This window comes from Pseudomonas sp. (genome assembly GCF_026224925.1).
In the GTDB taxonomy this organism is placed as follows: Bacteria; Pseudomonadota; Gammaproteobacteria; order Pseudomonadales; family Pseudomonadaceae; genus Aquipseudomonas.
The window spans coordinates 1-14,552 of record NZ_JAMFRV010000061.1 but is presented as its reverse complement, the minus strand read 5'-3'; the positions used below and the strand labels follow the sequence as shown (position 1 = coordinate 14,552).

The 14,552-nt window shown below is 52.8% G+C and carries 9 protein-coding genes and 1 pseudogene; 5 read left to right on the top strand and 5 right to left on the bottom strand.

Going from position 1 to position 14,552, the window contains the following annotated elements; genetic code table 11:
* The 3 genes and pseudogenes from M0974_RS02610 to tssD all read right to left on the bottom strand — a co-directional run.
* Window positions 1–285: pseudogene (locus tag M0974_RS02610) on the bottom strand (hypothetical protein); the annotation flags it as partial.
* A 1-nt stretch (window position 286) separates the two neighbouring features.
* Window positions 287–781, bottom strand: a complete 495-nt coding sequence (locus tag M0974_RS02605) for an Hcp family type VI secretion system effector (protein ID WP_297832350.1) — start codon at window positions 779–781, stop codon at window positions 287–289.
* Window positions 782–1,011: 230 nt separating this feature from the next.
* Window positions 1,012–1,512 (bottom strand): type VI secretion system tube protein TssD, encoded by a 501-nt coding sequence (gene tssD, locus M0974_RS02600; protein WP_297832348.1) that lies wholly within the window; start codon window positions 1,510–1,512, stop codon window positions 1,012–1,014.
* 352 nt (window positions 1,513–1,864) lie between these two features.
* On the opposite strand from tssD, the gene M0974_RS02595 reads away from it, so the two are divergent.
* The 5 genes from M0974_RS02595 (at window position 1,865) to M0974_RS02575 (ending at window position 10,768) form a co-directional block, all read left to right on the top strand.
* Complete coding sequence (locus tag M0974_RS02595) at window positions 1,865–3,142, top strand: CynX/NimT family MFS transporter (RefSeq protein ID WP_297832345.1); 1,278 nt, start codon at window positions 1,865–1,867, stop codon at window positions 3,140–3,142.
* A 91-nt stretch (window positions 3,143–3,233) separates the two neighbouring features.
* Window positions 3,234–3,704, top strand: a complete 471-nt coding sequence (locus M0974_RS02590) for a nuclear transport factor 2 family protein (RefSeq protein ID WP_297832343.1) — start codon at window positions 3,234–3,236, stop codon at window positions 3,702–3,704.
* A 154-nt stretch (window positions 3,705–3,858) separates the two neighbouring features.
* Window positions 3,859–9,333, top strand: coding sequence for an NEL-type E3 ubiquitin ligase domain-containing protein (locus tag M0974_RS02585; protein WP_297832352.1), 5,475 nt, complete (start codon window positions 3,859–3,861; stop codon window positions 9,331–9,333).
* A gap of 76 nt (window positions 9,334–9,409) precedes the next feature.
* The gene (locus M0974_RS02580) at window positions 9,410–9,769 is read left to right on the top strand and encodes a GIY-YIG nuclease family protein (RefSeq protein WP_297832341.1); all 360 of its coding nucleotides are present in this window, start codon (window positions 9,410–9,412) and stop codon (window positions 9,767–9,769) included.
* Window positions 9,770–9,835: 66 nt separating this feature from the next.
* Window positions 9,836–10,768 (top strand): glutathione S-transferase family protein, encoded by a 933-nt coding sequence (locus M0974_RS02575; RefSeq protein ID WP_297832339.1) that lies wholly within the window; start codon window positions 9,836–9,838, stop codon window positions 10,766–10,768.
* Between the two features lie 124 nt (window positions 10,769–10,892).
* Here the strand turns inward: M0974_RS02575 and M0974_RS02570 are convergent, their stop codons facing one another.
* Together M0974_RS02570 and M0974_RS02565 are read right to left on the bottom strand one after the other, a co-directional pair.
* Entirely contained in the window at window positions 10,893–13,346 is a 2,454-nt protein-coding gene (locus tag M0974_RS02570) for a DUF2599 domain-containing protein (RefSeq protein ID WP_297832335.1), read from the bottom strand.
* A gap of 165 nt (window positions 13,347–13,511) precedes the next feature.
* Window positions 13,512–14,552, bottom strand: a 1,041-nt coding sequence (locus M0974_RS02565; RefSeq protein ID WP_297832332.1) for a DUF2599 domain-containing protein, incomplete at its 5' end; no start/stop codon positions are given.

Sequence of the window (14,552 nt, the reverse complement as noted above, 5' to 3'; positions counted from 1 at the left end):
TCCCCCTGCTACTAGACCCGCGCTTTTTCTAGCAATCTTTAACGATTGGCTTGCCATGCTCTTTTCTTCTTTATTTATCTCCTTTAGCCCCTGTTCTGGGCTTTTCCTCCCCTCCGCCACATCCCTAACAATCCCCCGCGCGTAATGCGCTACCTCCCGATTAAACTGAATCTGCAGTCGCACATCCCTAAGGTGTTGGGCCGACACGATGCAGGCTTGGCGCGCCAAGACACCCGCAGCGTGGCTTACCCGTGCGTAATCATTGCTATCAGGTGTTTGCTTCATGTCACGGGTTCCAGGCAACAGCATTCCAGGATGTCTGGGCGCTGGTGCTTGCTAGATGGTGGTTCCATGTAATGTTGCTGTAGCGGATACCAATTGTTTCATGTGGTTCCGCGTCGTCTTCAGAGGTGGTATCGGGCATAACCATGGTCATATCGGCGATCACACAACCGCTGAGTTTGACGGTAAAGAATTTTTCCTGGCCCCCGACTTTTGATGTTCGGTAGAAATCTATCTCGCAATCCACCAAGTCCCTGTTCGCCAAGGCTTGTGCGAGCAGTGGTGTGGACTTGTCTATGTTTTTTGTGATTACGACCGGCTGATGAGTAGCGGCCTTTGAGTTTTCAAGATTGAATATTTGGTGGACGAATGACAGCACCATTATCTTGTCGATGTGTGCTGTTTGACACTTATTGCCAATAGAATCGTAGCCTGAACAGCCTCTTGAAATCAGTGCATCTTTAGGCCCTGTGATTGTCATGTATCCTTGATTAGCCATGGTAGTCCCCCTGTTTAAAAAGCGATAATTATAGTGCGGTGCTTCTGGTAGTGTATGTAGGACCTTTCCGAGATTTCATGTCGCTGTTATGAATAGCCTAGTATTTTCTTGAATTTTTATTGCTGAATATTACGATAAGTGGAGTCGTTGGGAGCGAGGCTTGTCGACAACATGCATCATATGTAAAGGCTGACCTAACGCATTCGTTGGCAAGCCAACTCCCACTGGTTTTAGCCTTCGCTAGCACCCACGTCAGTGTTAACGTATGTAACAGACTCGGCCCCATGTTCCAGGTGATGAACGCAGGTGATCTGACGATATTGTATGGTTAACCGTTCTTGAGTTCCTGAATCATTGCCAGGAATAGTGCGGTGTCTGATGTCTTGGGTAGTAATGACGGCGTCTACCAGTGTGATTCTATAAAGTTTCTCTTCAGCGCCTGATGGCGTTTCTTCATAGTAGGTGATTTCGCAGTCGACCATTTCTCCGCTTGCGATTGCGTTCAATATCAGAGGAGAGGACCTGTCCATGTGTTTGGTAAAAACGACAGGCTCGTGCTTCGATTGAGTTACATCGTTAGAGATGAGCATTTCGTGATCAAGTGTTAGTACCCTGATTTCATCAAGGTGGTTCGGTATGCTTTCATTTCCCGTAGACGCTCGGGTTGAGCAGCCTTTGGAGATTAGACCCTGATTGCGGCCGGTGATGGATATGAAAGTGTCGTTGCTCATCATTTGATCCTCACTTGATTGGCCTGATATTGTATTTCGAAGGCTTCTGAAAGGTCTGTAGGACGCTTCCGAGATTTCGTTCTGCACTCAATATAAGGTTGCGTCAGCTCTCATTTAGCCCACATGAAATTATGATGGTAGCCAACTCTCTGTAAGAGCCAACTTGTTGGCGATGCGGTGGATACGGTGCATATGGAGCACCGTGGCGGTGCAGATATCGCCAACAAGTTGGATACAGATTTCGTGATTCTGAGGACCGTCCGGTTCCACAGTGGATAGCGACTCCTTGTTTTCTCTCCCATTCTCCAACACGATGCGCGACCTGACTTCAAATCCTGACCCAGAGAACAACATGACCTCCCAGTTGCCTCAGGCGAGTACTGCCCCTCACGAGACTAACCCGCTGCTGATCGATGCCGAGGCTGACGATGAGCAAGTCCAGCAATCCCTTCCTGTATTGAAACGGCCGTGGTTGCTGCTGCTGGGCTTGGTGTTGGTGGCGTTGAACCTGCGGCCGGCGTTGTCGAGCATGTCGCCGTTGCTCGGTGAGGTGTCGAGCAGCCTTGGGTTGTCGGCGGCGAAAGCGGGGTTGCTGACGACGTTGCCGGTGTTGTGCCTGGGATTGTTCGCACCCTTGGCGCCGCTATTGGCGCGGCGCTTTGGCAGTGAGCGGGTGGTGTCGGGGATTTTGCTGACGTTGGCCGGCGGGATTATCTTGCGCAGCACGCTGGGCGAGTTCGGACTGTTCGCCGGGAGCCTCGTGGCCGGGGCGAGTATCGGCATCATCGGCGTGTTGCTGCCTGGGATCGTCAAGCGCGACTTCGCCAAGCAAGCGGGTGCCATGACCGGTGTCTACACAATGGCACTGTGCCTGGGCGCCGCCATCGCAGCTGGCGCGACTGTGCCGTTGAGCCATTATTTCGGCGACAGTTGGTCCGTGGGCCTGGGGTTCTGGATGATTCCAGCACTGCTGGCGATGGTCTTCTGGCTGCCGCAAGCACGCAATGGGCATGGCGCGCACCATGTCGCCTACCGAGTTCGCGGCTTGCTGCGTGATCCGCTCGCCTGGCAAGTCACTCTGTATATGGGCCTGCAATCGTCGCTGGCGTACATCGTCTTTGGCTGGTTACCGTCGATCCTTATCAGTCGCGGTTTGTCGCCCACCGAGGCGGGCTTGGTGATGTCCGGCTCGATCATCGTGCAACTGACCAGCGCTTTGACTGCGCCGTGGCTGGCCACGCGCGGCAAAGACCAACGGCTGGCTATTCTAATCGTGATGCTACTGACTACCGGTGGGCTGTTCGGCTGTTTGTTGGCGCCACTCGACGGCTTATGGGGCTGGGCCATCCTCCTGGGCTTGGGGCAGGGTGGCACGTTCAGCCTGGCGCTGACCCTGATCGTGCTGCGGTCAAGGGACGCGCACGTCGCTGCCAACTTGTCGAGCATGGCGCAAGGTTTTGGTTACACCTTGGCATCGCTGGGGCCATTGGCTGTGGGCATCGTTCATGATCAGACCAGGGGCTGGAACGCTGTGGGTTGGATCTTTGCAATCATCGGTCTGGCCGCAATTATCTTCGGTTGGGGGGCTGGGCGAGCGCAGTACGTGCACGTCACCGCCGAAAAAGTCTGACCAACGTTATTCTGGGCGCGAATGCTCGTAGTCAGCCGCTACATTGCCGACTATCGTGCACGGACCTTTCGTTCGTCATGGAATCGGCAATATGAGCGACGCCAACCGCGCAGTGATCACTGAGTTTTATCAGGCCTTCAACCGATTGGACGCAGAGGCCATGAGCGCCTGTTACACCGAAGATGTGGTTTTCAGCGACCCCGTATTCGGCGTTCTCAAGGGGCGGCAGGCCGGTGATATGTGGCGAATGCTGACCTTGCGCGCCAAAGACTTTTCGTTGACCTTCGACAGCGTTCGCGCCGATGAACGTACCGGCGCTGCACATTGGGTCGCCAAGTACCTGTTCAGCCAGACCGGTAATACCGTAGTCAACGACATTCAGGCGCGCTTCGTGTTTCGCGACGGTAAAATTTGCGAGCACCACGATCAGTTTGACCTGTGGCGCTGGTCGCGTCAGGCGTTGGGTGCAAAAGGCGTGCTGCTGGGCTGGACACCATTGGTGCAAAACGCAATTCGGGCGCAAGCGCAAAATGGCTTGAAAACGTTCCGAGCCGGCCGCTAAACGCTGCTGTCAAAAAATATTTATCTAGGCTTTTTTTTGCCTTGGGCTAGATAACGTCAATGCCTTATTTCGACAATAAGGCTATTGCACCATGTCCTCACCACCCAACCCTCCACCGATTGTTTCGCTAATTTCGGCCCCGCTACTTGAACAGATGCGGGCACGGTTTAAGCAAGACCCCATCCTTGATGTCATTCAAGAAAACCTGTCATCCGCCTTCACGCAATCCTCGCTGCAAGAGCGCCAAGACTACTGCACAGCGCTGTTGGCGAGCCGATGGGCCAAGGAAGCGCTGAAAAAGCTGTTCAAACCACTAAAAGGGCTTGCCGAATTTGCCGAACCCTTACTGCGAGAGGCCTTGGATGCCAAGTTCGGCCCGGGTCTGGATGTTAGAAAAGACCGGCTGTTTTATGTGGCCTTGGAAAGGGCTACGCGCGCGGGTACCCAGCTAACGCTTTTGGAGTCGGCGCTGCATAACTTCGAGCGTAAAGAATCCGTGGCAGGCTTTCTCAGAACAAGTGCAGCGATTCTCGACAGTAACGATAAGGTTCATCCTAAGGCGATCAAACCCGAAGCATTTATTGACCTGTGCCGACACCTTAATTTGGGGCGTAAATACCAGGACCATCTAGAGAGCGTGCTCGAACCGGACTCTGCGCCGGGCGATGCCAAGGACGCCGCCCGCTTCAATGCCCGTGCAATATTCATCGCCAACGACCAAGCCGACATGGAGGTCTATGCCCGCGCAGCCGCCATGAAAAAAACCATTAGCCAAGAAGCGTGCTCGGCAGTGGTGGCCTTGGCTCGGCAGCAACCTGAGCCTCGTTTCAACGGTAAGCTTCTATTGTTGAAGCGCCTGACACTGTTTGGCGTTGAGATCCCTCGGGTGCTATTGATCAGCCCGCGACGCACGTGGACGACGACGCCAGTCCCCATCGTCATGTATGTCCCGCAGGACCCTGTCAGCCCCTTCACGGAATACACCTCGCTGGTCGCATTGGAAGACGATCTTCGCGCGCGATTGATGGACAAGAGCTATCAATCGTTTTTCGCTCAACTCATTGGTGAGCGAAACAGGGCAGGGTTCTTTACTCGTTTGAATAAGCATCTTTTTCCCCTGGCCCCTCTTGATGGAAACATGTTCAGCCATGGGCTTTGGCAAGCCACCGCTGACTCCAAAGCAAACCTGGTGCTCGACACCGATCAACTCCTGGAGAGCCCATTTAGCCGGATGCACAGGCAGCATTTGTTTCTGTTGAAGGACAACGCTCGATTCCTGGCAGTGCCTACCGAGGAGGAGGACGCGAACAGCCGTCAGGAGCGGCTGCAGTTTTGGTTGAGTGTGGGCATGAACATTCTCAACCTTGCTTCGTTCGTTATCCCACCGTTGGGTGCGGTCATGATGGTTGATGCGACGGTGGAATTGATCGGAGAGGTCTATCACGGCCTTCAGGATTTAAGCCACGGCGACATGGAGGAGGGTCTTGATCACCTGATGGGCGCCGCGACACAGATCGCGTTTATGGCGCTGCTGGTTGCGGGCCACCAAGTGCCCGAGCCGCCGTCGATTACCAGCAACAACTTTATCGGCAAAGTAATCCCCATCAAGTTGAGTAATGGGCAGACGCGCCTTTGGAAACCTGATTTAACGCCCTTCGAACTTCGAAGTACGCTGCCCGAAGGCGCCACCCCTGATATCAACGGGGTGGTCGAACATAATGGCAAAAAATACCTGACCATCGAGGACAAGCACTACGAGGTCCAGCACCATGGGGCCCAGAATAAATGGGTAATCAAGCACCCGAACGACAATCATCTTTTTACGCCTGCGCTTGAACACAACGGTGCTGGTGCTTTCCGTCATGAAGGCGAACTACCGCAGCAGTGGGCGAAAAAAACGTTATTCAAACGGCTTGGTCATTCTGTCTCGGGACTGAGCGAAACCGCCTCTGAAGAAATACTGGCAATCGCTGATATCGACGAATCACTGCTGCGTCAGGTTCATGTTGATAGTGTGCCGCCTCCTGGGCAACTGAACGATACGATCAAGCGCTTTCAACTGGACGCTAAACTTGAAACATCGCTCCTAGAGCCTGGCATTACCCGCGCCGAACAATTCGAGCGGTTGTACAGCGCCAGTGAAGTGACGACCGATCCGCTGCTGAAGTTGATCCAGCGTGATTTCCCGACGACTCCAAAGGCCGTGGCGGAGGACCTGCTGGTGACCCTCACTGCGGTCGAGAAACAACGCATGCTGGAAACCGGGCGCATTCCCTTGGGTGTGGCCGAAGCGGCAGCCTGGCAGCAGAGGGAAACGCGACTGAACCGGGCGCTTGAAGGTTTCTACCTAACGTCCGTGCCCACTGCAGACACTGAAACCCTGAGCCTGCGGTTTCTGGAAAAATTACCAGGTTGGTCGGATCAGGTGCGTATCGAGGTCCGCGAAGGCAACACATACGGTACCTTGCTGGACAGCGTTGGTGATCCCCAAGCCCCGGAGCGCAAGTTTCTGGTCAAGTCAAAGGGGCGCTATCAGGCGTTTGACGCCGAGGGTCACGCGCTCAACAGCGTTCCCACCGACGGTAATAACCTCTGTGCTTCGATATTGCATGCATTGCCCGACGGACCCAGGCGCACCCTTGGCTTTCCCCATCCCGCACAAGGCTCAGAGCTAAACCAGGCGCTTGCCAACCTGGCGGTTGCCGATAGAGAGCAGGCGTCGCGCGCGCTCGGCCAACAGAAAATGCGCTTGAAGTTCAATACGCCGACGCGGATAAAACAGGTTTACTTGGGCTATTCCCTGAGCGGTCGGGGCGTGCTGCCGGGACATATCCTTGAGGATCACTTACTCGACAAAATTGGCTTGCTTGAACTAAATGATGTTTCTGCGCAGAACGTGTTGACGGTCATGCGCGACGCCGGAATGACCAACGCCGACATCAATGCCCGGTTAGATGCATTGCTGGACGAGAGACAAGCGTTGCGCGCAAGCCTTGAGCAATGGACCAGCGCCGCGAGCGCAATCGAAGGCATAAGCGAAGCGAGAATGCTCAGCCGGACTCGGATCGGTGACGCGCTTATGGAATATTGGCAAGCCAGCAGCCTGGCAACGTCAGGTGAGGTGCCTGCTACGTTGCGTCTGAACTCTGTCGGGCTGGAGGATTTCCCTGAACAATTGCCGGAGTTTTTCAATCGAGTTGAGCGACTCGAAATGTCCGACGTGCTATTGCAGATGGACCGTACACATGTTTCGTTATACACGGCTGGTCGCTCTGACGTGCTTGAGACGTTCCTCGGTAGATTTTCGCAACTGACTGCGCTGGAAATCACCAGTTCGGCGCCGGCGGCACTATTAACGTCAGATTTTTTCGCCCTCCCGCGTATCGTTTCAACCCACCTTCCGAACTTACGTACACTGCGCTTGATTAATCAGGGGCTGTACCTGCGTGCGGCGGACCTGGACCTTATCGCAGGTTTACAGCACCTCGAATGGCTGGATTTGAGCGGTAACAGCTTCGCATCATTCGATGCACCGGCAGGGGCGGTGCATCTGAATCTTCAGTACCTGGGTCTCGACCGTGTTGGGCTAGAGCGCTGGCCCGTCTGGCTCAATGATCTTTTGCCCGACCACATCGCAGAAGTGTCACTGAACGATAATCGAATCGCCATGTTGCCGGACTCTATCATCGGCAGTGAGCTGAATCGCCCACGCGATACGCGTATCTCGTTGCATGGCAATCGTTTATCCCGCAGCGCGATCATCGAAGCCCTTCTGGGGGAAGCTCGGGCAGGTAGGCCGTTCAGTTTTAATCTGGATCTGCCCCCGGAACTTGAAGCGCAGTTGGCCGAGTTGTTGGGTGAACAGGCCGAGCTGGAAACGGCGTTGCGAGATTGGGAGGCGTCTTCAGGTTCCAATGTCCCTGCGGCCAACGGCGTGCAAACCAGAACACAAATTAGCGAAGACCTGCTCGGCAATTGGACTCGATCGGCGGCAGGGCGAACGCCGCTTGCCGTAGTGGTTGACTCATCCGAACTGTCGAGCTTTCCCCAGTTATTGCCAGAGACTTTTTATCGCCACGTCAACGCCCTGACATTACGCAACGTGATAGCGGACGAGACTCAGTTGGGTGAATTTTTAAGGCGTTTTCAGCGGATTATCAGCCTGGACATCATCAGCCATTCGCCTGTCTTGGTAGCGCCTCCCCGTGTACTGGCTGAGCTGATCTCTCTTAGAGAGTTGGGCCTGGTCGATCATGGGATGTTAATAGATCAAGACGCCATGGAGTTCCTGAGTAGCCGTGAACGGATTCAACATCTCAATCTGAGCGGCAATACGCTCGGCCCCATTTCTAACACCCCCGTATTGGCCGCCCGCCACTGGGAGTCTTTGACGTTGGATAACGTCGGTCTGGCCCAATGGCCTGAGTGGTTGACCGAAAGTGTGCCGTCACGCATCAGTTCGCTGTCGCTTTGCGAAAACCATATAACAGAGTTACCCGAGCAAATAGTTCGAAACCGGCGAAGCAATTTTGCACACACCGAGATTTCTTTAAATGGTAATCCTCTATCCCGTGAGGCGATGACCGCTATCCATGTGGGTGAACATGGCAACCATAGGTCGTTCAGTTTCTACATGGACTTACCCGACGATATTCGTAATATGCCCACTGAACTCCCTTGGTCGTCCGACTCGGACAATTCTGATACTGACTCTGATTCTTCAGACTCAGATGCGCAATCAGATGTTGCTGTACACAGGCATGGTCGAGTGGGCCCTTCACTTTCTGCGCGGTCTACGGTCGAGCCTTGGCTAATGGGTTCAAGCGAAGAAATAGCCGCTCAGCGCGCCGTGTGGGCGCAACTCGAAACGGCTTCTGATTCACCTCAGATCATGGCGTTGGTTAGTCGTCTTCAAGAATCTGCGGATTTCCTTAGGGCACGGAGCGAACTAACGTTGCGTGTCTGGAACGTCCTGGACGCTGCCGCCCAGGACGTGGAGTTGCGCGTGTTGCTCAATGTCATGGCCGAGGAACCCATCGCTAATCGAACCTGTGCCGATGGTATTCGTCTGCAGTTCAATCAGATGGAAGTTCAGGTCTATACCCGCAACTCACTTCACGGAATACCGGAAACAGAGCGCGGGCCAACCCTCTACCGGCTGATGCGCCAGTTGTACCGACTGGATGAAGTCGATCGCATTGCTCTTATTAACAACCAAGGTCGGGATGCGGCCGAGGTACGTCTGGCTTATCGCGTGAGTTTGGCCGAGCGTCTTGGGTTGCCGCAACCTCCGGCCAGTATGCTGTACCGAGTGGCTGCATCGGTTTCACCCGAAGAGTTACTGGCCGTTCAAACCGAGGTCGTCGCCAACCAGCATGGCGCGGGTTTCCTCTCGTCGGCAGCGGACCGGGATTTTTGGGTCAGTTGGTTACGCGACCAATACGCCCCAGACTTCGCCGAGCTACAAGCAACATTCGAGGAAGAAAGGGTGCGCTTGGAGGATGAGTTTCCAGAGTTAAATGATGAATACTTTAACCGGGCGAAACTATTGCAGGAGCAGCAAAAGGATCGGGAGCGCGACCTCATCAAACAACTGACCCATCGAGAAGGGCTCAAGTACGACGAGTAGAGCGCTATCAGGCTGCAGCGTTTGCCATCTGCTAGAATCGCCGACTTCTTCTGTATCGGCGGGTGTTATTCAGCAAATGCCCATCTCTTGCGTCAGTCCTGTAGCGAGTAGTGCCACCTTGGCGACCAGTGTCGCCAAGCCTTGGTTTGTCTATCTGGTGCGCGCCGCCAATGGCGCGTTGTACTGCGGAGTCAGCGACGATCCGCAGCGACGTTTTGTTGCTCATCAAAGCGGCAAAGGCGCGCGCTTCTTTTATTCCAGCCCGGCAGTGGCGCTGGTTTACATTGAGGCGTGTTGCGACAAGCGCGAAGCCCTGCGCCAGGAACGCTTGATCAAACAGTTGAAGAAAAGCGCAAAAGAAGCGCTGGTGTCGAGCGTTGCGGTCGGGCCTGAGGGTGTATTCATCCACCGTCGTGATGACTTGCCATCAGGCTGAACGGATAGGCTCGTCGAGCGCTGAGGGGTAAGCTTCTGGCTTTCCATCTGAAGGGCGGAGCCGAACATGTCTGAGCTGATCCTGCACCACTACCCAACCTCACCATTTTCTGAAAAAGCTCGGTTAATGCTTGGGTTCAAAGGGCTGTCGTGGCGTTCTGTAATGATTTCGCCGATCATGCCAAAACCTGATCTAACCCTTCTGACGGGCGGCTACCGCAAAACCCCAGTGCTGCAAGTCGGCGCTGATATCTACTGCGACACCGCCATCATTGCCCGTCGTCTGGAGCAAGAAAAAGCGCTACCAGCATTCTTTCCCGAAGGCCAGGAATTCACCGTCGCCAGCCTCGCCGCCTGGGCCGATTCGGTCATGTTTCTGCACGCGATCAGCCTCGCATTGCAGCCTGCTTCTGCTGCGCAACGTTTTGCCAAACTGCCGCCTGAGGGAGTCAAAGCGTTTATCGCCGACCGTGCCGGGCTGTTCTCGGGTGGCAATGCCGTAAGGGTCACGCTGGAGCAAGCCAAGCACCAATGGCCAACGCTGATGGCGCGTCTGGAACTACAACTTGAGCGTAATGGCGACTTCCTGTTTGGTGAACCCTCAATCGCTGACCTCGCTTTGGCTCATCCGCTGTGGTTCATCAAGCAGGGCTCCGTCACTGCGCCGCTGGTAGATGAATACCCGGCCATTAGCGCGTGGTACCAACGCGTGGAGGGCCTTGGTCATGGCGCCTTTAGTGCGCTGAGCTCAACCGACGCCCTGGAAATTGCGCGAAACGCCACACCGGCGCCGCTGCCAGACGAAGACTTTACTGACCCGAACGGTTTCACTCCGGGCCAGAAAGTCGCCATCTCGGCTATCGACTATGGTGTCGATCCAGTGGAGGGTGAATTGGTCTTCAGCGGCAGCGAAGAACTGATCCTGCGCCGTGAAGATGAGCGTACGGGAGTGGTGCATGTGCACTTTCCACGGTATGGGTTTCGAATCGAGGAAAAGTGAGGGGAAAAACCAGCCTGAGATAAGCCACTGCGAATACCGGCAAACCTCAGGCTGATAATGTTTGGATGATTAAACGTCGTTCACCCAGATGACACAGACAGGAAGACTCAGAATATTAGCTGGATTATTTTGAGGAGCAGTTTCTTTGGATTAAATACTCTAGCGGGAAATTATTATAGGAAGGTTTAATTGGCCAGTCTGACCCGTTGGGTTTTTTCATCGCAAGGCACGTCAATTGATTTCGCATGCCGAGCGAGTGCTGTTCGTCCCATTCCGGATCATTTCGATGAAGCCGCCGTAACTCGCCAAATGCCATATCCAAAGGGCGCGGTGTTTGTCGCTTTAGGCATTCAGATGGAACGGCCTTGAGAAAGTATGCTGGTACGTTATCTAATTCTGTATATGGGACCCACGTACTCGATTCAAAATAGGTCTCACAACTGTTAGGGAGTTGGTCAGAAGGCTGATAGCTGAATCGGTTTTGTGGAGGTGCCGTAAAATTCACTCGTACGATTGGGACAATTGGATAGCCATCTATTTGAATTTTCGATTGAAAGTTTCGGGCAGTGGCTAATCCGTCGGGCTTAGATATATCATAAAATACTGCATCGATATGGGGCACAATAAACTGTGCCAAATCGCTGTCGACGACAGTTTTGTTTTTTAATAAGAGTTCGTTCCATGGAGTTATAGCGCGACGCGTTTCCCACGCATTTCCCTGGGGAGTGCTGCGAGAAGGATGGAAGTTATTCTGAAGCGTAATCATAGCATCCCAACCCTGAGGACTTTCTGCTTCGAAAGAACATATAGGTATAGGATTTTTGCTCGCGTAATTAAGCCACTCGATGCTGTTACTGATGTTAAGCTCTCCGCAGGACCCATACACATTGGCGCTGTTGCGGTTTACAGCGTTTGATTGTGTTGCTGGGTTCTGTACATCATCATTTATGAAATCACACCCTCTAAAACCATGCCTCGGAGAGGTGGATGCGTCATAGGGGTACAAACATTCCCAGCCAATATCAAAGGGGATTAATCCTTTTGCTATGTCGTCTGCAGGTGTTCTTAATATAAAGCCTGCAGCGTGATAGAGCTTGGGTGTATTGAAGTCGGCTCTGATCCAGCTGAAAGATGTAGATCCGATTTTTTTGGCATTAGGACTGTAGCTCCAAGGAGTAAATTTTCCATCATCCACCGTGCGTAAAGTTACCCCGTCACAATAATAATGGCCTCTGAGGTTTCCCGATTTATCCTCTTTGCAAGGATTGTTGGATGAATGCTTTTGGTTATAATTTTTGTTTATTCTTTCAACTATCTGTTGTGGCGTCTCCACCGGGATATCGGTTTGATAAGGGTTGCAGCGAGTACGAGTTTCTTCTTCAGCGCTGACGTAGGGCCGAATAGGTTCTATGTTCCAAGTGGCATTGTTTGGATAGTTCTGGCGCAGGCAGAGAAACTGAAGTTTCATGCTGTCGTCATTATAGGCTCCCCACTTTCCCTTTTCTCTAAATCTAGCGGTGAGTTCGTCAAAGGCTGCATCTGCTTGTGCAGGTGAAAAGGCCCTGCCGCAGGCGCTGGGTGTGATAATAAGTTGTGCTACGTTCTTACCCAGCTCCTTGTTTACTGTGGTTGTCCAAACTGCGTTTTCAATGAACGGCATGCACGCCGAGTTTGACTCAGCGACTGCCTGGTCATCAGGTTTGTAGGTAAACTTCGCGTCTGCAACAGGTACGTTAGGCAAGTCAAGATTAATAACCGGGATCCATTTGCCTGTCTTATTGTAAAAATCTGATTGGTCCGCTTTAGCACTGGCAAGCGCAAGCTTACGGGTGTATATGAATGCCAGAATTGGGAGTTCTTCCGGAACATTCTGGGCCCATGTGGCAACCCGAATTTCGTTTTGCCTAGAAAACCCTTCAGCTCCTAACAACCCCATGGCACGCAGACCTTGATTAAACGCGTTCACCGCTTCCGATTTACTAGTTTCCCGAACATCAAATGCACACACGTTTGGCCTCTTCTTGCCTACTTGCGTGTAATTAGTAAACCACTGCTGCGAGGTGAGAACGTTTATTTTATTGCAAAAAAATTCTTTCGTTACCGTTGTACTGTTGTCACCACAGCCTTGTTGATCACGTGTGTCGGTCCAAGCGTCGATTGGAAAAAAACAAACCACGTTAAGTTTCTTTTCGGGAAGCGTGACCTCATCGGCGGGTTTTACTGCGTAACCATTATAGTTTAAGAGACCCAGACGGTCGTATTTTGCATCTTTTCTCAAGTAAGAAAAGGAAGCGCCGCCATTGGCTACTGAGGTAGGGCTAGGATTCCAGATAAAATATTTTTCCGAATGCTGCGTACCTCTAAGCATCAGTCCGGAACATAAATAGGCGGGACGTTCTGCTCCACAATTATCTACAGTTTTTTGGTAGTAATCGTCCATTTTTTTTGCCGCTTCTGCGCCGGGTCCAGCATATACAGCCGCCGTCCAAAGCGCGGTGAGCGTAATTAAAAGTAGACTAGTTAACACTGACCTCGTGTCGAAAAAAAAACGTTGGTAGACTGTAGACTTGGCATCCATAACAATGTGCTCCTGTGGCGATAAGGAAGCTCTGACCCTATGGGGTTCATGGCAGTGCTGATGGCGTCGAAGGCCATACGCTTCAGCGGTGTATATGCCTGTTTTGCGTTATTTGGTTTTGGATAAAGCGGTTCGTTAACCTCTATTTCGGTTAGCGTTGCATGTTTAGGGGCGCGGATTACATTTCGTTGCCTTGGCCTGTTCCGCCGAGACGTAAGGCCGGAACGGTTCTATGTTCCAGGTTGGATTGTCTGAATACATCAACCGCAAACACAGGAATTGTCTTCTCATGCTGTTATCTGATTCAGGTGACCACTTAGCCTGATCGCGATATTTGTTCGACAGTTCTGCAAACGCGGCGTCCGTTTGTTTGGCGGTCATGTTTCTTCCACAGGAGGTAGGTGTCACTGACAATTGATCTATTTGGTTGTCGAAGCCCTCAACGTCAGCACGTCTCCATACAGCACTTTGTATATAGGGGCCACACGATGACGAAGGTTCGTTGACTGCCTGGTCGGCAATTTTATAGGTAAACGTGGCCTCATCTTTTAGCGTGTCAGGCAGGTCAAGGTTGATCACTGGAACCCACTTTCCGGTCGCATTGTACAAATCCTTCTGGTCGGCCTGCGCACCTTTCAAGCCAAGCCCTCGGGTGTAAATGAACGCCAGGATGGGCAGTTGTTCTGGTTTGTCCTGGTCCCACGTGACGACCCGTATCTCATCCTGACGCGAAAAGCTCTCTTCTTTGAGCAACTGCATCGCTCGCAGCCCCTCATTAAAGGCTCTAACTGCTTCAGCCTTTTTTTCTTCTGTAACGTCAAAGCTGCAAATTTCAGGTCGTTCTTTTTTTACTCGGTTGTAGTCCTTTATCCAGTCCTCCGCCGTGCGTACAGAGATTTCTTTGCACTGTGATTCTTTCGCCGCCGTGGTGCTGTTATCCCCGCAACCGTTTTGGTCACGGGTATCCGTCCATGCATCAAGTGGAAAGAAGCAGACGACTTTTAATTTTTCTTCTGGTGCAGAGACGGAGTCCGCAGGTTTTAACGCATAACCGTTGTAGTTGATCAGCCCTAAGCGATCATACCGAGCGTCGTGCCTTAAATATGAAAAGGAGACACCCTGATTGGCCACTGACGTCGGACTGGGATTCCAGACGCGATAGTTATCAGAATGCTGTGTGCCCCGTAACATTAAACCTGAACACAG

Coding starts and splice junctions, on each gene's coding strand:
- M0974_RS02605 (WP_297832350.1), bottom strand. CDS start 781: ATGGCTAATCAAGGATACATGACAATCACAGGGCCTAAAGATGCACTG.
- tssD (WP_297832348.1), bottom strand. CDS start 1,512: ATGAGCAACGACACTTTCATATCCATCACCGGCCGCAATCAGGGTCTA.
- M0974_RS02595 (WP_297832345.1), top strand. CDS start 1,865: ATGACCTCCCAGTTGCCTCAGGCGAGTACTGCCCCTCACGAGACTAAC.
- M0974_RS02590 (WP_297832343.1), top strand. CDS start 3,234: ATGAGCGACGCCAACCGCGCAGTGATCACTGAGTTTTATCAGGCCTTC.
- M0974_RS02585 (WP_297832352.1), top strand. CDS start 3,859: ATGCGGGCACGGTTTAAGCAAGACCCCATCCTTGATGTCATTCAAGAA.
- M0974_RS02580 (WP_297832341.1), top strand. CDS start 9,410: ATGCCCATCTCTTGCGTCAGTCCTGTAGCGAGTAGTGCCACCTTGGCG.
- M0974_RS02575 (WP_297832339.1), top strand. CDS start 9,836: ATGTCTGAGCTGATCCTGCACCACTACCCAACCTCACCATTTTCTGAA.
- M0974_RS02570 (WP_297832335.1), bottom strand. CDS start 13,346: ATGGATGCCAAGTCTACAGTCTACCAACGTTTTTTTTTCGACACGAGG.